At 38.1% G+C, this 20,603-nt stretch carries 21 protein-coding genes; 17 read left to right on the top strand and 4 right to left on the bottom strand.

Annotated features, from left to right (window positions below; genetic code table 11):
* Positions 1-42: 42 nt before the first annotated feature.
* The 13 genes from OSQ85_RS09400 to OSQ85_RS09340 all read left to right on the top strand — a co-directional run bounded on the left by OSQ85_RS09400 (position 43) and on the right by OSQ85_RS09340 (position 14,923).
* Positions 43-2,124: a TonB-dependent receptor gene (locus OSQ85_RS09400; RefSeq protein ID WP_265822658.1), complete on the top strand. Its 2,082-nt coding sequence runs from the start codon at positions 43-45 to the stop codon at positions 2,122-2,124.
* Positions 2,124-3,350 carry an MFS transporter gene (locus OSQ85_RS09395; RefSeq protein ID WP_265822657.1) on the top strand — a complete coding sequence of 409 codons (1,227 nt, stop codon included), beginning with the start codon at positions 2,124-2,126 and terminating at the stop codon, positions 3,348-3,350. Before OSQ85_RS09400 ends, OSQ85_RS09395 begins: the two co-directional genes overlap by 1 nt.
* Complete coding sequence (locus OSQ85_RS09390; protein ID WP_265822655.1) at positions 3,350-5,140, top strand: ABC transporter ATP-binding protein; 1,791 nt, start codon at positions 3,350-3,352, stop codon at positions 5,138-5,140. The genes OSQ85_RS09395 and OSQ85_RS09390 overlap by 1 nt, the downstream gene beginning before the upstream one ends.
* Positions 5,137-6,879, top strand: coding sequence for an ABC transporter ATP-binding protein (locus OSQ85_RS09385; protein WP_265822654.1), 1,743 nt, complete (start codon positions 5,137-5,139; stop codon positions 6,877-6,879). The genes OSQ85_RS09390 and OSQ85_RS09385 overlap by 4 nt, the downstream gene beginning before the upstream one ends.
* 128 nt (positions 6,880-7,007) lie before the next feature.
* Positions 7,008-7,622 carry a TonB-dependent receptor plug domain-containing protein gene (locus OSQ85_RS09380; RefSeq protein WP_265822653.1) on the top strand — a complete coding sequence of 205 codons (615 nt, stop codon included), beginning with the start codon at positions 7,008-7,010 and terminating at the stop codon, positions 7,620-7,622.
* Between the two features lie 403 nt (positions 7,623-8,025).
* Entirely contained in the window at positions 8,026-9,264 is a 1,239-nt protein-coding gene (locus tag OSQ85_RS09375; RefSeq protein WP_265822652.1) for a tetratricopeptide repeat-containing protein, read from the top strand.
* Positions 9,248-9,652: a TIR domain-containing protein gene (locus tag OSQ85_RS09370; protein ID WP_265822651.1), complete on the top strand. Its 405-nt coding sequence runs from the start codon at positions 9,248-9,250 to the stop codon at positions 9,650-9,652. Before OSQ85_RS09375 ends, OSQ85_RS09370 begins: the two co-directional genes overlap by 17 nt.
* A gap of 70 nt (positions 9,653-9,722) precedes the next feature.
* Positions 9,723-11,078, top strand: coding sequence for a tetratricopeptide repeat-containing protein (locus tag OSQ85_RS09365; protein ID WP_265822649.1), 1,356 nt, complete (start codon positions 9,723-9,725; stop codon positions 11,076-11,078).
* A gap of 30 nt (positions 11,079-11,108) precedes the next feature.
* Positions 11,109-11,837: a dCTP deaminase domain-containing protein gene (locus tag OSQ85_RS09360; RefSeq protein ID WP_407649351.1), complete on the top strand. Its 729-nt coding sequence runs from the start codon at positions 11,109-11,111 to the stop codon at positions 11,835-11,837.
* On the top strand, positions 11,834-12,808 hold the full coding sequence (locus tag OSQ85_RS09355; RefSeq protein WP_265822647.1) for a nucleotide kinase domain-containing protein: 975 nt from the start codon (positions 11,834-11,836) through the stop codon (positions 12,806-12,808). Before OSQ85_RS09360 ends, OSQ85_RS09355 begins: the two co-directional genes overlap by 4 nt.
* Positions 12,809-13,819 (top strand): thymidylate synthase, encoded by a 1,011-nt coding sequence (locus OSQ85_RS09350; RefSeq protein WP_265822646.1) that lies wholly within the window; start codon positions 12,809-12,811, stop codon positions 13,817-13,819.
* 16 nt (positions 13,820-13,835) lie between these two features.
* On the top strand, positions 13,836-14,312 hold the full coding sequence (locus OSQ85_RS09345) for a TIR domain-containing protein (protein ID WP_265822645.1): 477 nt from the start codon (positions 13,836-13,838) through the stop codon (positions 14,310-14,312).
* Entirely contained in the window at positions 14,312-14,923 is a 612-nt protein-coding gene (locus OSQ85_RS09340) for an Nmad2 family putative nucleotide modification protein (protein ID WP_265822644.1), read from the top strand. Before OSQ85_RS09345 ends, OSQ85_RS09340 begins: the two co-directional genes overlap by 1 nt.
* A 15-nt stretch (positions 14,924-14,938) precedes the next feature.
* Here the strand turns inward: OSQ85_RS09340 and OSQ85_RS09335 are convergent, their stop codons facing one another.
* Positions 14,939-15,655 carry a hypothetical protein gene (locus OSQ85_RS09335; RefSeq protein WP_265822642.1) on the bottom strand — a complete coding sequence of 239 codons (717 nt, stop codon included), beginning with the start codon at positions 15,653-15,655 and terminating at the stop codon, positions 14,939-14,941.
* Between the two features lie 11 nt (positions 15,656-15,666).
* Positions 15,667-15,978: a helix-turn-helix domain-containing protein gene (locus OSQ85_RS09330; protein ID WP_265822641.1), complete on the bottom strand. Its 312-nt coding sequence runs from the start codon at positions 15,976-15,978 to the stop codon at positions 15,667-15,669.
* Positions 15,979-16,423: 445 nt separating this feature from the next.
* On the opposite strand from OSQ85_RS09330, the gene OSQ85_RS09325 reads away from it, so the two are divergent.
* Together OSQ85_RS09325 and OSQ85_RS09320 are read left to right on the top strand one after the other, a co-directional pair.
* Entirely contained in the window at positions 16,424-16,732 is a 309-nt protein-coding gene (locus OSQ85_RS09325; protein WP_265822639.1) for a TM2 domain-containing protein, read from the top strand.
* 15 nt (positions 16,733-16,747) lie between these two features.
* A complete protein-coding gene (locus tag OSQ85_RS09320; protein ID WP_265822637.1) occupies positions 16,748-17,164 on the top strand; it encodes a hypothetical protein in 417 nt (138 codons plus the stop codon).
* 77 nt (positions 17,165-17,241) lie between these two features.
* On the opposite strand, the gene OSQ85_RS09315 is transcribed toward OSQ85_RS09320, so the two are convergent.
* The gene (locus OSQ85_RS09315; protein ID WP_265822636.1) at positions 17,242-17,811 is read right to left on the bottom strand and encodes a hypothetical protein; all 570 of its coding nucleotides are present in this window, start codon (positions 17,809-17,811) and stop codon (positions 17,242-17,244) included.
* 303 nt (positions 17,812-18,114) lie between these two features.
* Between OSQ85_RS09315 and OSQ85_RS09310 the strand changes: the two genes are divergently transcribed.
* Positions 18,115-18,591: a hypothetical protein gene (locus OSQ85_RS09310; protein WP_265822634.1), complete on the top strand. Its 477-nt coding sequence runs from the start codon at positions 18,115-18,117 to the stop codon at positions 18,589-18,591.
* Positions 18,521-19,108: a hypothetical protein gene (locus OSQ85_RS09305; RefSeq protein WP_265822632.1), complete on the top strand. Its 588-nt coding sequence runs from the start codon at positions 18,521-18,523 to the stop codon at positions 19,106-19,108. Before OSQ85_RS09310 ends, OSQ85_RS09305 begins: the two co-directional genes overlap by 71 nt.
* Before the next feature lies 1 nt (position 19,109).
* On the opposite strand, the gene OSQ85_RS09300 is transcribed toward OSQ85_RS09305, so the two are convergent.
* Positions 19,110-20,594: a site-specific integrase gene (locus OSQ85_RS09300; protein ID WP_265822631.1), complete on the bottom strand. Its 1,485-nt coding sequence runs from the start codon at positions 20,592-20,594 to the stop codon at positions 19,110-19,112.
* Positions 20,595-20,603 lie beyond the last annotated feature (9 nt).

Raw genomic sequence — 20,603 nt, 5'->3', positions numbered from 1 at the left:
GTGCTACTTATATTTGTCTAACTTATTCAACGGAGGAATATAATGTTATCTCGTTTAAATTTTTTTGCGGTGTACTGCGCCGCAATGCTCATTTTCAGCGCCGTTTCGGCGGCTGCCGCTGAAAATTCTGATAACGGAGAAGTTATTATGCTTGATACGGTAACTGTTACCGCTGAAAAAAGGGGTGAGGATATTCAGAATGTCGCCGCTTCTGTTTCCGCTGTCAGCGGGCAGCAGGCGGAGGATTACCTAATTAAAAGCACTCTGGATATCATGTCTCTTTCTCCTAATATGTATATCTCGCAGCCCGGTTCTTCTTCAATGACGTTTGTTACAATGAGAGGTATCACAGGCTCATTCAATAACACCCCTGCTGTGGGCTTTTATGTTGATGATGTTTATTACCCGTCTCTGGATATGACTCTGTTTGATATAGACCGCATAGAGATCCTCAGAGGGCCGCAGGGCACTCTTTACGGCAGAAACTCTGAAGCAGGAGTAATCAATATAATAACCAGACAGCCGGGTAATGAGTGGCACGGCTACGCCGGACTCGAAGCAGGGTCATACAGCACCTATGGCGCTAAGGCATCAATAGGAGGGGCTGTTATAAAAGATAAGCTGTTTATGAATGCTGCTGTGAGCTACAGCGAGTCCGAAAGCTATTTTGAAAACAGGTATGATAACTCCAAGAACGGCGGAGAGTATGAGGAAAAGGACGCAAGGCTTTCCCTGAGATACGAACCTGACAAAAGACTCCGCTTTAACCTTATATATGATTATCAGAATTATGATTATTTTAAGAATGTGCAGTTAGGCAGCCTTGATTCAGGGAGTCTGCGTAAAAACATGAGCTATAACGAGGACGGTGAGGACAGAAAAGATGCACAGGGGATTCTGCTTCGCACGGAATACGATTTTTCAGGCGCAAAGCTTGTTTCCATAACCGCATTCCGCAATGAGCAAGAATACTCCCTCGGCGATATGGACTTTTCACCTGTTGATCTCATCACTATGTCATATGACAAGGATCTTTCCCAGTTTACACAGGAGTTCAGGCTTGTTTCAGACAGCCGCACATCGAAGCTTAAATGGCTTGCGGGTCTTTTCATACTTTCCGAGAATGATGACCGCGAGTACATGATGTGGATGAACTACATGAATATGGGTGTGGGTATGCCGGGCGAGAACATAGTGATGAACAGCGGCACGGAGACTGAAGGATATGCCATCTTCGGTGAAGGTACATACGCATTTACAGAGAGGCTCAAGGTCACCTTGGGGCTCAGATATGATTATGAAAAGGACAGCTTCAGTTATAAACAGAGATCAAGCGGCCCTGTTTCCCCCATGTTCGGTTATGGTGATCTGGACGGCTCCACAGACGAAAGCTATGGGGCGTGGCTTCCTAAGCTTGTGTTCAGTTATGGCTTTACTGATGATTTTATGGCTTACGCAAGTGCTTCCAGAGGGTTCAGAAGCGGTGGCTTTAACGACAGTGTGAATATGGGAACTTATTATGAACCGGAATTTACATGGAATTATGAGCTTGGAATGAAGTCCTCATGGTTCAATCGCAGGCTGAATATCAATGCGGCTTTGTTTTATATCGACTGGACAGACATGCAGGTTGAGGTGATGAAAAACGGCATTGCTTATTATGAAAATGCCGCCAAAGCCGAGAGTACGGGAGCAGAGTTGGAAGTATCCGCTATGCCGTTTGCCGGGCTGGAATTGAAGGCGGGTGCGGGTCTCACAAGAGCGGAATATAAAAAATACGATACAGAGGCAGGGGATTACGAAGGCAATAAAATTCAGACAACGCCTGAGTACACTGCAAATATGGGGGCGGTTTACCGTTCTTCGGCGGGTGTTTTTGCTTCAGCGTCATACAGTTATTACGGGAAGCATTATTTTGATACAGAAAATACAAAGGCACAGGACGGCTACGGGTTAGTGAATGCCAAACTCGGATATGAGGGCGAAAACTATGAGGTTTATGTTTTCGGAAGAAATCTCTTTGATGAGGAGTACGCAATACGCGGTGTTAAAGTATCAGGCAATTGGTACGGCAGAGCAGGCGAACCCCGAACAGTCGGCGTATCTTTTGCCGGAAGGTTTTAATGGAAAACAGAAAAAAATTTATCGCCCTTGCGTGCCTTTACACGGCACAGCTTATCCCCGGACATTTTGCCACAAATGCGCTTCCGGTAATCATGCGCAATGAGGGTTTCTCGCTTCGGAGCATAGGCTTTGCCGGAATGATAAGCATGCCTTGGGCTCTGAAGTTTCTTTGGTCGCCCGCCGTGGACAGGTGGGGCAGGGGGAAAAATCATTACAGGAAATGGATTTTCCTTATGCAGATCTTCTTTGCCCTCACCACTCTCGCTGCTGCTTTTTTTTCTCTGAGTGAGAACTTTATAACGGTTATTATGCTGATGACTCTTTCATATTTTTTTGCATCCACGCAGGATGTAGCGGTTGATGCTTATGCTGTGAAAATGCTTCAACCATCGGAAAGAGGTATCGGAAACGGTATTCAGGCGGCAGGAAATATGCTCGGAGTAGTGCTGGGCTCCAGCCTCGCACTGATTCTTTATATCCGTACATCATGGGAAACAACCCTGATTACGCTTTTCGTGGTTACTCTGCTGCTTTCTGTTCCTCTTTATTTTTCAGGCGAAAAGAAAACACAGGAACAGCAGAAAACAGCTTCATACGAAGATATTGTGAGCTTCTTCAGAATAAGCGGCATCAGGCGTCTGATTCCGGTGATGCTTCTCTCTTTCGGAGGTGTTTTCAGCTCCATGACAATGATTAAACCATTGATGATTGATCAGGGCTATTCATGGAGCTTTGTGTCAGCCGCTGTGGGGCTCTACCCGCTTGCGGGAGTTCCGGCGGCTCTGGCGGCGGGCTTTGCGGTTAAAAAATACGGAAGGAAGAAAGTAATGCTTATCAGCAGCGCTTTTCAGATATTCGCCTGCCTTATGCTTGTGCCGGTGGCATCGGGCAAGGGGGGGGCGTATCTGATTCAGGCTGCCATGTGTACAGTGTTTGTATCCTTTTCTCTTCTTCTCACTGTTTTTAATACCATTGCAATGGATTTTGCACGCAGCGGACGTGAAGGAACAGACTTTACTCTGTTTATGTCTGTGACTTTTTTCGGTGGAATGTTCATTGCCGGAATAAGCGGAGTTGTTGCCCAATATTTTGGTTATGAGACTCTGTTTATTTTGTGCGCATTTATATGTCTGTTGGTTTATCTGATGCTGGAGAACCTTTTCCGCAATGGGCGCATAACTGATACTGAAGAATGTGAGTCCGGATGTCCGGACGGGGTGCAATAATGGAAAGAACAGATAATATATCCGGCATAAAGCGGCTTTTTGAAATAGCAGGAACGAAAAAGAAATTTCTCATAGCTTCCATGCTTCTGACTGTTGCTGCAACTGCATTACAGTTCGTTCCGGTTACCGCTGTGTATTTTATCATCAGCGAACTGGCGGGACACGCCTCAAATATACATGAGGCGGATGCCTCGCGGCTGTACCGTCTGGGGTTTATAAGCCTCGGAGCCGTGGGAATTGCAGGTGTCATGCTGTATGCGGCTTTCATGTGCTCTCATATTGCGGCGTTCAATATTCTTTACGAACTTAGGGTCAGGCTGTCCGAAAAATTGACCAAGCTTTCCATGGGTTTTTTCAGCAACAGGACAACGGGCGGCATAAAGAAGATAATGACAGAGGATGTGGAGCGAATAGAGCTTTTTGTGGCTCATCACATTCCGGATATAACAGGTGCTGTGGTGTTCCCTGTGTTTACCGCTTTATATCTTTTTATTACGGATTGGCGCATCGCTCTTGCTCTCTTTGCTCCTTTAGGCGCTGCTTTGTTTATTCAGACAAGAATGTTTTCATCCAATGATATATACAGAGAATTTAACCTTGCTCTGGAGGAAATGAACTCGTCTGTGGCGGAATATGTAAAAGGTATGCCCGTTGTTAAGGTATTTAATGCGGATGCGGAGTCTTTTGATTCGCTCAAAAAGAGTATTTTTAGATTCAGGGATTTTGCGTTCAGGATAACTAAGCAGTACGCTCTTATCTATCCCGCATTTCTTACGGTTTTATCCGCTCCTTTGCTCTTTTTAATTCCTGCTGCCGGGTATTTCGGTATGAATGCAGCAGATTATGCCGAATATGCGCCGAGGATCTTTTTGTTTCTGATTTTGGGAAGCGGAATGTTTTTTCCGTTTCTTAAGCTGGTTTTCATGGTGAATAACCTGCGTCAGATCACAGTTGGGCTTGAGCGTGTGGACAGCGTACTTAACATGGAGGAAATGCGTGAGCCTTCTGCGCCCGCCGTCCCCAATGGTTCATCGCTTGAGTTTTCGGATGTCACTTTCTCGTATGGAAATGAACCGGTACTGAAAGATGTTTCCTTCCGTGTGGAGGCGGGAAGTGTCACAGCCATAGTGGGTCCATCCGGCGCAGGGAAATCAACAGTCGGGATGCTCGCTGCAAGATTCTGGGACATACATGACGGAGAGATAAAAATAGGCGGAGTGAACATTAAGGATATGAGTACGGAGATTTTGATGGGTCACGTGTCATTTGTGTTTCAGGAAAATTTTCTTTTCTTTGATTCCATTGAGGAAAATATCCGTATGGGGAATACTTCCGCTGCAATGGATGACGTTATAAATGCTGCGAAAGCCGCTTGCTGCCATGAGTTTATTGAGAAGCTTCCCAATGGTTACTCAACTCTTGCCGGTGAGGGAGGAACATATCTCTCCGGCGGTGAACAGCAGAGAGTGGCGATAGCCAGAGCTATTCTGAAAAACTCTCCAGTGCTGATTCTTGATGAGGCAACTGCATATGCCGATCCTGACAACGAAGGGAGGATTCTTGAGGCATTTTCAAAACTTATAAAGGATAAAACCGTGCTTGTCATAGCGCACAGGCTCTCGACCATCCGCAATGCAGGACAGATCATGGTCATGGACAGAGGAAGAATAGTTGAAAAAGGAATACACGAAAAGCTGGTATCCGCAGGCGGATTATATGCGAAAATGTGGGAGACATATTCATATATGCGTGAATGGAAGATAGACGTGAAAGAAGGGGGCAGAAGATGAACTTTATATCCATGCTCAGTGTGGCAGGAGCGGGAAAGCCCCAAAAATTCGCTCCGGTTTTTTTGTGGACACTTGCAGAGTATGCCTTCAGAGGCGTACCTTACGGAATCCTTCTGGCGGCTGTGCTTGAATTTTATAAGCCTCTTGCCAACCCAACGTTAACGCTTGACACCCGTCAGCTCGGCATAATCTGGATCACTCTCGCAGCGTCTGTTGCGGTGCAGTATTTCATCAGCAGAAAAGCGTATTTCTCTGTGAACCTCGGCAGTTACGGCATGGGGGCTGAGGGGCGCATCGCCATAGCAGAAAGGCTCCGCAGGCTGCCGATGGGTTTTTTCAACAGCCGTGATCCGGGAAGCATAGGATCTTACCTGATCTCTGACTACGCTAATGTGGAGTTCATGATCAGCCATTTGCTCACGCAGATAGCAGGTGCGGTGGTAATGCCTGTTGTGCTGCTTGTTTTCCTTGCATTTCAGAACTGGCAGCTTGCTCTCGCTGGCGCAGCGGTTATTCCTCTGGCTTTTCCTGCGTATATTATTACAAAAAAAATAGTTTTATCTGTGGGTGCAAAACACCACGAAGCAAAAACAGCGGCGTCATCACGTATGCTTGAATATTTGGCGGGCATCAGGTTTATAAAGTCCTTCAGGCTCACAGGTGTGCGTTTTGAGCGTCTGGAAAAGGCTTTTCGGGAACTGAAAAGGCTCAGTATAAAGATAGAGGCATCCGGAGGTCCGACGGCCGTTATCAGCACAATTATCCTCCATGCCGGCCTGACAGTTATCATTGTTGCGGGGCTGGGTTTTCTTCTGACTGACAGGATTGATATTCCGGTATACATAACATTCCTGATCCTCGGTTCCAGAGCTTTTGAACCGCTGATTCAGGCATTCATATATGTTAATGAAATGCACTATTACAATTTAAGCGTGAAAAGGGTCGCCAAACTTCTGGACGAACCGATTCAGACTGGCGGCGGTGCGCCGAGGCCTGAGCAGTTTGATATTGAGTTCAGAAATGTGTCATTCAGCTATAATGAAACCTGTGTGCTTGAGGATATAAGCCTGAAGCTGCCTGAACAGAGCTTTACTGCTGTTGTAGGTACTTCCGGCTCCGGCAAAACCACTCTTACTAGACTGATTGCCCGCTTTTGGGATACATGCGCAGGTGAGGTATTTCTCGGCGGACGTGATGTAAGGGAGTATAAACCGGAGGATCTGCTTTCCCGTATTTCCATGGTTTTTCAGGATGTTTATCTATTTAATGACACTGTTTATAACAACATCGCAATCGGGAACAGGAATGCAGCAGAGGATGCTGTTAAAGCCGCTGCAGAAAAAGCGGGCTGCGCAGAGTTTATTGAAAAACTGCCTCATAAATATGACAGCCTTGTAGGGGAGGGAGGATCAAGACTTTCCGGCGGTGAGAAACAGAGAATTTCCATTGCAAGAGCGATTCTGAAAGATGCGCCTGTTATCCTTCTGGATGAGGCGACAGCTTCGCTTGACCCTGAAAATGAAAAGCATATTCAGAAGGCGGTAAACGAACTTGTGAAGAACAAAACTGTGCTTATTATAGCCCACAGGCTGAATACGGTTGTAAATGCAGACAAAATAATTGTGATGGATAAAGGGAGAATCGTTGAAGAGGGGACGCATTCTTCCCTTCTTGAAAAAAGCGGCTTGTATAAACACCTCTGGGATGAACAGCAGAAAATCAAGAACTGGATGTTCTGAAATAAATTAAGATGTGTTTAACTTTTCAGACTATTTAAACTACCTTCAGAAGTAGCACACTGAACAGTATTTGTGTATAGCTTATTCCGCTGACAGCAACAAGATTAGAAATTTTAAAGGGGAATATTATGCTATTAAGGGGGAAAGCACTCTTAACATTATTTTTTTCAGTGCTTGTGTTTTGCGCTGATGCTTATGCGGATTCTAAAACCACTGCGGATGATGATATTATAGTTCTGGATTCCGTGATTGTTTCCGCTGATAAACGTGAAAGCTATGCTCAAGAAGCTCCAACTGCTGTGACTGTGATGACCGGAAGCGAGCTTGAAAAAGCAGGTATAACAAATATACAGGAGCTTCTGAATATTATTCCAAACACTTATACGTCTTCTCTTGTAGGGAGTATAAGCTACACTACAATAAGGGGAAAGGGAACAAACGGTTTTATCGAAAACAGTCCGGTTATTATTTACGTTGATGGCATTCCTATGGATTACTATCAGAACGCCGATCCCGGTCTTGAAGATATCGAAAGAGTCGAGGTACTCAGGGGCTCTCAAGGAACGCTTTACGGCAAGGGGAGCGTGGGCGGAGTCATTAACATCATTTCAAAGAAGCCTGCGGATCATTTTGAAGGAAGAATAAACATATATGTAGGGAACTACTCCTCTTACGGTGCTCATATGTCCGTAAGCACTCCTGTTGTTGTCATAAGTAGTAGCTCGTTATCTATTATCCGCTGACTAAGAAAAGCTAAAAATTGCTCGTGTAACTAGCCGATGATAAAGAAGAAAAATATGGAGGCGGCGGGAATTGCCAACACCATTTATTTAGCAATGTATTTGTTATATATACAAGAGATTTACCCGTTTGTAAAGGATTCGATAATAGAGATTTGTGTACAAGAGGGTGTACGGTTGTGTACAAACTTTTGATTTATATTTGGTAAATCTACTCTATAGTATAGTTGGTATTCAAAGAAGTTAACTGCCTGTAATACCGCATTACTATTTTCATAAACATTAAGTATAGTTTTGCTAATTGTTGTACCGAGTAAACATTGCGCTAATGTTGTTTGTATGAGATATTATCAAAATGATATTACTTTAGACTCGATGTACAAAAATTTATCTTTGGAGAAATACAATGGATAAGTTTTGTTTTGTGATAATGGGTTATGGTAAGAAAACTGATACCTATACCGGAAAAGTTTTTGATCTTGATATGACATACACAAACATTATTAAACCAGCAGTTGAAAAAGCAGGTTTGATATGTGTTAGAGGGGATGAAATACAAGAGTCTGGGCTAATCGATAGGAATATGTATGCTCTTTTAATAAGAGCTGATTTGGTTATTGCAGATATTTCAACTTACAATCCAAATGCTATATATGAACTTGGTGTACGCCATGCTTCAAGACCATATTCGACAATTATTTTGAAAGAAGATCAAGGTTGTTTAGCATTTGATTTAAGTCATAATAAAATTTTTTCATACAAACACTTGGGTGATGATATTGGCGCATCAGAGGCAAAACGATGCCAAGAAGAACTTGTCGCTTTGATTACTAGTATTTTAACACGTTGCGAAACAGATAGTCCATTTTTTCAATTTATACCTTCACTCTGCCACTATGTTTTACCCGATGAAGAGTTTGGGAAAATTTTGAGTGAGTTAGCGGAAAGAGAAAAACATCTTTTTGCCATAGTTGAAAAGGCAAAGATTGAAATGAATCAAAATAATTTTGTAGCTGCATACAAACTATGGAGTAAAGCGAGTGAGAAAGCAGAAGATGAGGCTTATTTCATTCAGCAGCATGCTCTTGCTCGATATAAAAGTGAATTCCCTTCAAAAGCGGGAGCATTACAAGATGCCCTCATTATTATAAGTAAACTTAAACCTGATTTAACAAATGATACTGAAACACTTGGCATCACTGGAGCTATATATAAACGACTGTATCTTCTTCATAAGGATATTGCTTATTTAGATAAAGCAATTTCTTTTTATCGGAGAGGATATGTGGTCAATAAAGATTATTATACTGGTGAAAATTACGCTACATGTTTGGAGCTTAAATCTATGCAAGTAATTGATGAAAATGAAAAAATTTATTGTAGATTTGAGTCACGTAAAATAAGAGAAGAACTTATTAACCTCATTACCTCAATCTTACAACAGGATGATTACGAACAGCGCAGTGATTTGAAATGGATATATGCAACCTATTCATACTCTTTATACTCATTGGATCTTGAGTACAAAGAGTATGAAAATAAATTTTTTGCTTTATCAAATACAGATTGGGAAAAGAATACTTATATTCAAACAAAAACTCTTTTAGACAACATCAGAGAGGGTACTCATGGCAAATCTTTATAAAGTATTTATCAGCCACTCATGGGACTATGTCAACGACCTAAACAACCTTAGAAATTTGTTAGAGCAGAGAGGGTATTTTAAGACTTTTTTTCAAGAGGCTTCACCTAATGAGCCAATTAATTCAGTAAATACGGAATATATTAAAAGAGTTCTTCGTTTAAAAATTGCTGAGTCCAATATTATTTTAGGTATTGCTGGAATGTATGCTTCACATAGCACTTGGATGGATTGGGAACTTCAGACCGCAGTGAATCATAACATACCTATAGTTGGGGTAATCCCTCGTGGTCAAGAAAAGATTTCTTTGGTTGTTTCAAGTCGCTCGAAAGAAAATGTTTATTGGAATACGGAGAGTATCGTTGCAGCGATAAGAAAACATGCTATCTAATTAGAATAGTAAGATTATTTTTTAACATTAATGAGAATATACAGTATGATATAGCTTGGAGGGGGTTCTTTTGGATTTTATATATGAATTTAGGAATAAGAACAATCGAAAAGCAATTGTGTTTATTCATGGTTTTACGGGTGATGTCAATAGTACATGGCGTGACTTTGTTGAATTCTTGAAATTAATCCCTTCAGTTGACTCTTACGATATATTTGGCATTGGGTACCCATCTTCTTACAAAATTGATATACCTCTTTGGTCATCAGAACCGAGTATTAATACGATCTGCAGCTACATCGAAAAGGAGATTTGTACTAGATTAAATAAATATACTGAATTGCATTTTGTTGCCCATAGTATGGGGGGATTAATTTTACAAAAATTAATTACGACAGATACCCCTATTTGCAACGATGTGCTTGAAAAAACTAAGACTATATGTATGTTTGGTACTCCAAGTAACGGTTTAAAAAAAGCAATTATTGGATATTTAATAAAAAAGCAAATTCAAGAAATGTATTCTGGCAGTTCCTTTATCAAAGATCTGCGAGAATCGTGGAATGAGCTTTACAAAGAGAATACTCCATTCAAATTCGTCACTGTTGCAGGACTTGATGATACTTTTGTTCCGAGAGAGTCATCTTTAAATTGTTATAAAGATAGTTACCACAGGTATACAGTAGGCAATCATACAAAAATGATTAGACCAATTCCGTCTTCAAGGCAAAGTCTTGATATTGTTTTAGATCTGATTGTCGGTGACAACCAAGTGGATATAAGCACGAATCCTGGGTTAGCTATTTCCGAGTATATTTATTACAAACGCCTTATTGAAGATTATTACCCTATAATTGATTATTTAACTGATGGCGAGTTAGTTAATTTGGCTCTGGCTTTTGATGCCATGGGTGATTTTATCAAATCAAGAAGTATTCTTGAAGGTCGATTCGGTACAACATTTGATACTGATTTGATTGGTACATTAGCCGGTAGATATAAACGGGAGTGGTTAAGTACTCAAAGCATAAATACTGCAATTAAAGCATTAGAACATTATAAAAAAGCGTACGATATTGCGCAAAAGAAAAATGATTATTCACAAATAAACTATTCAGGAATTAATATCGCTTTTTTAGAAATGGTTTTTAAAGATGATACTGCAAAGGCCAAAGAAATAGCTGAAGAAATTTTAAAAAATATTCATGGGCAAAATTATAATGACCGATGGAGAAAAGCAACAGAAGCAGAAGCTTATTTATATTTAGGTGAGGTTGAAAATGCGTTAACACTTTATGGTGAGGTACGAACATTAGATTTCAACCAAAGAGAAATGGTTTCCATATATTCCCAAGCTATCAACGTATGTAAATATCAAAACAGGACAGATGTTGAGTTACGTTTAGATAATATATTTGCAGGGTGATTTCATAAAGTTTTAAAAACTGGAGGTTGCATGTCTTTCTGGAGTTCTGAGAAAATATTGTCAAGAATCGAAAATGAGAATATCGTTACCCCTTTTGAACCTGGAAACATAAAATATGCGTCATATGAGCTTAATGTTGGCCATGAAATTTTTATTACTTCAAATGGAGATGTTAAGCGTGTATTAGATGAAAATGAGCAGTTTTCAATTCCTGCTGGCCAATTTGCTTTATTAATATCGTCCGAAGTCGTAAAAATTCCTTGTGATGCCATTGGACTTATTTCGATAAAAGCAGGTGTTAAGTTTTCTGGGTTAGTAAATGTATCTGGTTTTCATGTTGATCCTGGATTTGAGGGACAGTTGAAATTTGCTGTATACAATGCAGGTAGTGAACCTATACCAATTACTCAAGGGAAACCATTGTTTATGATCTGGTTTGCAGATTTAGATAGACAGACCAGGTGCATGTATAACGGAGAGCATGCCCATCAAAACGGCATATCTGATCTTGATGTAAAAAAAAACAATAGCAAAATGGCATCTCCTGCGGCACTTGATAAAAGACTAACATCTATTGAAAAGACTTTTAAATATATCATATTAATTTTCACTACAGTTATTGCGACAGTGATTGCAACTTTCATCGTAAGTTCTATGAGTCGCAAGGATTCTCCTGAACAAACAATTGAGTTATCTCAGGGTCGAAAAGACAATCAAATATTAGAATTAAAACAAAATATAGCGGGAAATAATCAGTGACAATATCAACTCTAACACAATCTGATATATACAAATATTATTGGATTTTTGCGCAAAAAAGACAGGAGATTTTTTTTTCAAGATACAATGGGTTTGATGAAATACTTATAAATGACTCTATTCTAAAAAAATATAAATTTACTAATACTTACAGGGCTTCTGATAGAGTAAGCCAATACCTTATAAAAGAAATAATTTATAAAGGGTCACAAGAAATAAATGAGCTCTTTTTTAGAATCATACTATTCAAACTTTTTAACAAAATAGAAACTTGGGAATATTTAAATTCTATTTTTCCAACTATTTGTTTATCTTGTTTTGATGTTGAGAAATTCTCGACCGCCCTTTCTAATTACAGAGTTATTGGTAATACTGTATATTCTGCAGCTTATATTATGCCTTCATATGCTGGTGATAAGAGATACAAGGAAAAGCATATTTCACACTTAAATTTATTGAAGAAGATGATTAATGATGATTTACCCCAAAAAATTGCAAATGCAAAAAGTTTGAGAGATGTATTCAACCACTTATTAGCGTACCCTGGATTGGGCAAGTTTTTAGCATTTCAGTACACAATTGATTTAAATTATAGCAATATTATAAACTTTGATGAGAATGATTTTGTTGTTGCTGGGCCAGGAGCAATTAATGGTATCAGAAAATGTTTTGCTGATATTGGAAGATATTCTTTTGAAGATGTTATTAAATATATGGTTGATAATCAAGATAGAGAATTTCAAAAATATGGACTGGCGTTCAAAACACTATGGGGAAGAGACTTAAAGTTGATTGATTGCCAGAATATATTTTGCGAGGTCGATAAATACACAAGAGCAGCTTTTCCTGAATATTCTGCTATAACAGGCAGAACTAGAATTAAACAGCAATATAAAAGGAATCTTGAACCAATTGACTACTTCTACCCTCCAAGATGGGGGATTAATACCAAAATGAAAAGAGAGTTTTAAATGCAAAATAGCTTTTCCGATAATGATGCAAATCGTGTGTGGCAAGAAGCAGCAAGTTTATTTTTTCATGGTTGTGGCAAACCACAAGGCTCTCGGATTGGAGACACTATTGAGCTCCAGCATGTATCATTTAATATTAATAACCCGCGGCAGCGGTGGATCTACGCTAGGCAGCCCGCTGTTAATCCTGCTTTTGCAATTGTCGAACTCTTTGTCATAATGTCTGGTTCAAATGAAGCCAAGGTCTTGAATTATTGGAACCCTGCACTACCTAAGTATTCTGGTAATTCAGACGAGTATTATGGAGCTTATGGTTTTAGACTTAGAAAACAATTTGGGTTTGATCAAATTGAGAGAGCTTACCATGTATTGCTAAATAACCCTGATTCACGACAGGTAGTTTTACAAATATGGGATCCAAGAACAGATATGCCTTTATCTGATGGTCAACCACGCTCAGAGGATATACCTTGTAATATTTGTTCTATGCTTAAAGTTCGTGATGGAAAGCTTGATTGGCTACAGATTATGCGTAGTAACGATTTTTATCGAGGAACTCCATATAACATTGTACAATTTACTTCTATACAAGAAATTCTTGCTGGTTGGTTAGATTTGGAGCCTGGTAAATATTGTCTTGTTTGCGATTCGCTCCATATCTACAAAAAGGATTTACAGGAAATAGTTTTTTCACAAAATGAATTATCAGAATATGTCGAAAATACAGATAGCCTTTCTATCTCAAAAAACTCATGGGATAGTGTCCTTAAGAATGTAATTGACAATCTAAATTTAATGATCAATCCTGAGTTTAAGAGAAACCAATTGAAAAAAGTATACAATTCGCAATCTCTACCATATGGATATAAAAATCTACTTTGCATTGTTGCTGCTGATTGCGCAAGAAGACATGGTTGGTTGGCCGAAATGGATGATGCTGTACTTTCTTGTTCAAATAATCTCTTAAAAAAAATGTGGAATAATTGGTACATACGGAATATTCAAAAATGAACTTTAGGAGGACAACATGCCTTCTCGAAAAAAAAATGTCTTTATTAGCCATCATGGAAAAGACGATAGTTCAGTTTCTGATTTAAAAAATTTACTTGCTAGCAAGGGTTATGAGCTAAGAAACAGTTCTATTGATAGCACCAAGCCCAACAATGCTTCTAACGAACAATACATAAAAAATGAAATATTAAAACCTGGGGTTGACTGGGCAGGAACGGTGATTGTTCTCATTGGAGACAAAACCCACACAAGAGACTATGTTGACTGGGAAATTAAGTATGCCCAAAAAGAAGGAAAACGTGTTGTCGGAATTTATATCAGAGGTTGTACTGATGCGGAGCTTCCTGAAAGTTTTAAATACTACGGGGATGCTTTAATCGGATGGAACTCAGATAAGATAATTGATGCAATAGAGGGTAAAGATAATTCATGGTCTAACCCTGATAGTTCTTGTTATCAGAATCCTCATAAACCTGTTAGAGGAATATGTTGATGAAAGTTTTTGCTTATATAGTTAAACGTGACTACGGCTTTGCTCCTAATCCTTTCTTCGGTTATTGTACATTGGCAACATGCAAACCAGAGATAAGGCGGTTAGCATGTATTGGTGATTGGATACTTGGTAATGGCTCTGTAAATTCTGAATGTGCTAACAAACTTATTTATTGCATGAGAATTACCAACGAAATTACTTTTAATGAGTACTGGTCAAATCCTGTTTACAGTGATAAAAAGCCTGATATGAATACAAGTCTCAAGAAAATGTATGGAGATAATATTTACTTCCATAATTCTGGAATATGGTACCAAGCAGACTCCCATCATAGTAATGAAGATGGGACTGTGAATAATAAAAATCTTGAAAAAGATACCAGTACGGATCGTGTATTAATTTCAGATAATTTTTTTTATTTCGGTGAAAAAGGTATTGCTGTTCCTGAACATATGCAAAGTGAGATTATATGCAGGAATAGGGGGCATAAAAATGTTAATCCTGAAGCTTTTCTGCAATTTCATAAAGAGTGTCTATCTCAATATACAAGTGGTTTTTACGATGCTCCTGAAGGGTTCAAGAAAGGTTTTGAAAGATACAACGGACAATAATTATGCCAATGCACTTCAAGGATAGGATAGTAACACGAACAAAATTAGCAGTATAACAGCACGGATATTACTCATTCCCAGTATTAAATTGATAATAATTAAAAAAGCATACGATAAAAGTATAATGACTAAAGAGGCTGTTATTTTGTATTGAGCATAGAGTTTTGCTTCCGCAAGCAATGCAAGATAATACCTCATTTGCTCTTTAGATAATGTGATATTATCTGGTGTTGCTGGTGCCTCATCACACATATCCATGCCTGCATATTTTATTTTAGTAGGAATATTATCAATAGATTCCAATTGGGTATATTCTCGATTTTGTTCTAAGATTGTTTTCATATGTTGCATATCCATGTAAACAATTCCTGATGAATATACGAGCGTTATTGCAGAAAAGAAGATAAATAAGTATTTAATCAGTAGTTCTTTGTTTCTGATAAAAATTAATAAAGAAAAGTTATATACACTAAATAATGTAAGTAACACCCCAGAAGAATTAAGAAAGTTCCTACAGATTTTTTTAGTATTTTCATCATTGTCTATATCAAATGCTTGGTTTATAGCTTGAATAATAGCGTTATAAGCGTTCCCATACCTGATCAAAATAACAAAAATACAGAGTAAGAGTATTACTTTTGACCAGTTAGCTATAACGTGGGCTTTAAGTTTCTTTGTTGGTGTTTTTTCCAATATGTAGGTTAAAAATAATTCGCATATGGTGAATTTCATGAATAACGCTTCTACAATATACTCTTTATAAACACATACATTTTTTGGATTTGTTCGGGAGTGGCTTTTTTGATGAAGGTTTCGACTTCTTTTTCAAAGTTGATTTTTTCTTGTTCGCTTTGAACGAGGTCTGAGACTGAAACTTCGAGTGCGGTGGCTAGGTTGTACAGAACCAAAGTAGATATATTAACCTTGCCTCTTTCGATTTCTCCTAGGTATTTTGAGCTTATGTCGGCTTTTTCCGACAGGCGTTCCTGCGAAAAGCCTTTCTTTTTCCTCAATTCTTTAATTCTGTTACCAAGAGCTATCGAAAAATCAGTCATATACCCACCTCATTGAAGAATAGGTATTTTTAGGCTCTTGAACACCGTCTATATATCTGTTTTTATTTAAATACAAAGAGTTATAGGTGGGATAAGTTGCTTCAGGTTATTCACTTACGACTGTGAGTTTTTTATATTGCGCAATAATAAACTGACTGAACAGTTGTATATTGCGCTATAAAACCTACAGATTGTTCTTGGTAAGTCATATTTGATACTGATAGGTATTTTCTTATGCGTAAAGTATTGCTTATGGGTTGGATATGTCCCTATTTATGCAAACCTAAAATTTGAAGTCTGCAAATGTAAAATGCTTTTAATTGAGAATTATAAATCTTATTTGTCGCCCAAAACTACATTTACAAGTATGTATTTATATGTTATTAGGAATTATATATTGTATAAATTAATTAAAAACACATCGATAATTCATATTGGAGGTTTTATGTCTGTAGCTCTTTTAACTGAATATGTTTCACCGCAGGTGCTTAATGAGGTTTCAAAGCTTGATAAGGAAAAGCAGGAAAAGCTTATTAATCTTTTTCTCAGCCAGAAGAAAAACAAAGGATTAGCTATAGGTTTATCTGTTGTAGGTCTTCATTACGCTTATCTGCAAAAATGGGGGTTATTTGTTTTGTACGGAATTACTGGTGGTGGTTTCTTGATATGGTGGTTAATTGATCTTTTCAGAGTATCAGGTCTCACTGTTCAGGAAAACGATCAAATTGTCTACCGGCTCATGTCTGTTGTTTAAGAGGAGTTTGGACTTATGAAGAAGAAACTCATTTGGGTTATAGGTGTCCTTCTTGTTCTTGCTGTAATTAACTCTGTGATGAAGTCTGGTGGTTCGAACTCCATTATTGAAAAATATAACGGAACATATTGGGAAAAAGTAGAGGGTGCATTCACCGATACCGTAAAGCCTTTTGAGGATTATTTAAGCGAAAACCAGAAAAAGATGATGGACAGTAAAGCACAGGAATATTATGCAAAATTCCTTAAATGTATTGATTCTGAAATCTCCCAAAACTATTCGAGTGAGCAAGCCACGATAATGAAAAGTGCCAAATCAGAAAGTGAGCTTGAGCAGCGTTTTAAGACAGCTCAGTATGAGGTACTTGGTCTTAGATGTGTTGATAAGTACGTTGAAACTTTTTCAACTGAGATTTCAAATATTTTAAAGTAGTACCCTATCAAGATATATCTCTCTATGGTATATCTGAATGAATACCTCTGCCATGTGTGGGGGTATTCTTACTTCATTCATTCTTTCTTATCCATTAACCTTTTGACAGCTTTGTAAGTCCAGTAATTCCCTAATCTTGTTTTGTAATTGCAGTAATTAAGTTTATTGGCAATTGCTGTATATTCGTTTGTCGCAATCTTATGTTTGACACATATTTCCTGTATGACTTGAATTATTTTGCTTTTATATTCATTTGTTTTATCAATATTTTTCTTTCTTGCTTCTGAAGTGTCTGTGTTTCTGTGAAGGTCAATTTGAGGGTTACCCGCCTTTTTATATTTTGTTATGCCCTTTTTGAAACCACAGCAGTATGAAAACCCTTTTAATTTGAGTTCTGACAAGAAATCATTATCAGGTTCAATCAGCACAGCAACTATTAGATAGTCATCGTAAAGATTACAGGTAGGTATTCTTTTAAGTGATTTTAAAGCCGTCGATATACATTTTTTATTCTCTTTTCTTCTTATAAACTGAATTTGTCCTTTAGGTGCAAAGTTCTTGAGATTCTTAAATTCTTGCTTTCTTTGCTCCTCCAAATTTTTTGAGTAGTCTATTTTTTTGCATACGAATCCGTTTCTATTTTTCATATGATATATTAGCACGATGTCCCAAACCGCTGCAATAAATATAAGTAAGCGTAAGGGGTTTTCTAAAGTAGCTGTTCAACATTTGCCCTGAGAGAAAGAGCTCAGCAAGAACAGTGGGCTTTTGTTTTTAAATACAGCCGTTCCAGAACGGAGGCAATAAGTATTTATGGCAAAAGATGGGTTATATTCGGTGTCTTTTAGAGATAATAAATAAAGACACTCCCCAAAAAAAGATTCGCAATTTTTAATGGGAGAGATCTGTCCTCGCACAGATTCTCGTAATTATATTAAGAAAGGGAGATAATGAGAGGAGAACAAACAACAGAAGATACAAGAAGGAGATATTATTTTACAGGTTACGATTATTTGAATAAGTACAACTCAGAGATTATTGAACCACAAATGAAAATTAAAGAATATCTAATAGAGCAAAGACCTGAATATTTTAATGGTGCATTCATAACAATTACTATTACTAGAAATATTAGCAGTAGAATTCTTATTAATAACTTAGGGAAATTAATTCGATATACAAATGAATTATTATTTTCATCATCAATAAGAAAAACAGGAAAAGGTATGAATGGTATTGGTTCTGTCGAAAAACAAGTAAATGGTAATATGCATTTTCATTTATTGCTTGAGCGTCGTGAATGGGAGAGATCTGTCCTCGCACAGATTCTCGTAATTATATTAAGAAAGGGAGATAATGAGAGGAGAACAAACAACAGAAGATACAAGAAGGAGATATTATTTTACAGGTTACGATTATTTGAATAAGTACAACTCAGAGATTATTGAACCACAAATGAAAATTAAAGAATATCTAATAGAGCAAAGACCTGAATATTTTAATGGTGCATTCATAACAATTACTATTACTAGAAATATTAGCAGTAGAATTCTTATTAATAACTTAGGGAAATTAATTCGATATACAAATGAATTATTATTTTCATCATCAATAAGAAAAACAGGAAAAGGTATGAATGGTATTGGTTCTGTCGAAAAACAAGTAAATGGTAATATGCATTTTCATTTATTGCTTGAGCGTCGTGAAGAGTATGGGGACGGGTTAAATAGATTAATAGAGAAGCTTAAGTTGAAATCGAAAAAATTTGATGGTCTTTTTAATTTTGACAAAGGTTTCGATGCTCAACTAATATTGGAACCTGAGGGAGCCGAAGAGTATATTATTAAAAAGACTGAGTTGAGAACCTTACATAATTTGTTCTTTGTACATCCTGAAGGGGTTATTGGCTTATTAGAAGATGGCTGTATTCGTTTACCTAACTGATTTACAGCTTCAATAAAAGCTTACCTTTTAAGAGGCTAAAATCGAAGCTGTAACGTAACTTGTTTACTTCGGGCAAGGAAACCTTTGGCTCGTATGCTTTGCCGTACCTGTCAGCAGTTTCTGAACCTCTGGAGTGTCCGAGCAGTTCTTCGATTATATTAAGGTCAATACCGCTTGTCTGTTTCATCTGGTTTGCGAAAGTATGCCTGAATGAGTGGAAATTAACTTTGCTGTTGGTTGTAACCACATTATCTATAAGGCGGTTGACTCTCTGGCTGAAAGCTGTTCCGTACCCGTCTCTGCCTTTTAGAAGGTTCTTCCACAGGCGGGTATGTTTTTTAGCCTTACATGCTTCAAGATAGGTTATAAAGCCGAGGTCAATGAGAGTCTGATGAATGGGAATCATGCGTTCGGCAGATTTGTTTTTTAGCTGCTTATCCTGCTTGCTGTTTATATCAAAGTAATACACGCCTTCTTTGTTTTTAATATCGTCAACGTAAAGCTGGCATATTTCGTTTTGTCTCATACCTGAGAATAAGGCAATGAGAGGTATCCAGTGGTTTTCGGGTTTATCTGTGGTGAGATATTCTGATGAGGTGAAAAAAGCGGTTATCATGTCATCACTGAAAACTTCTCTGAAATCCCTGTTTGAGGTTTTGATTTTAGTAGTCAGGTCTTTGGCTATGTTAGTCTGGATTTTGCCGTATTTTTCCATCCATGTGAAAAGCTGCGAAATCCTTATCATGTAGTTATTTAAGGTTGTCTGGGAAACAGGCTTATGTTTCAGGCGTATAATTTGTTCTATAGATTTATTTTTATAGGCAGTTTTCTTGTTCAGGTTAGGCGGAAGCTTGGCAAGGATTGTTTTTGTTTTTACAAGCTGTTCTCTGGTTATAGCTGTCACGTCCGAATCACCCTGTATACGAATAAACAGCTCCAAAGCAGAGCTATATTCACTGATGCTTTTATCGGTTATGCCCGATGCTTTGCTTTCATTAATATAGGCTTTAATTGCTTCAGAAAGCATATAAGGTTTTTGTTGCTCAAATCTTGAATGCTTAATCTCTGTTTCGTTATTTTTATCTAAAACTATCTCGTGTGGTGTTCCATATTTTTTCTCAAATTGAGTGTTGTCATAATTTCCATTAGAGTAGTTGAGGAAAAGCTGTGCAAGATCTTTATTGACATCACTACAATATTTGTAGAGCATTCGGTGTTGATAGTCTTTATTGTTTACTATTATCCCGTTCTTTTCTAAATATTCCGTAACACCCTCACCTTTATCTCCACCAACAATAAAAGGGCAGTGTTCTCGGTCAATCTTAACATTAATTATATCTTGGAAGTTCACGAGAAAACGTTCTAAATTACCTTCTTTTTGATTTTGATTATTTATAGAAAGTCCAATAGAGCCTAATCGTGGTACATTATCCCAAAAATACCTGCAGACAAGCTCTTTTAGCTCTGGTTTTAATAGTCCGAACATTCTTACCTG

This window comes from Geovibrio ferrireducens (assembly GCF_026226615.1).
Taxonomy (GTDB): domain Bacteria; phylum Chrysiogenota; class Deferribacteres; order Deferribacterales; family Geovibrionaceae; genus Geovibrio; species Geovibrio ferrireducens.
The sequence above is the reverse complement of the archived record's forward strand: the minus strand, read 5'-3'. Positions and strand labels throughout refer to the sequence as shown.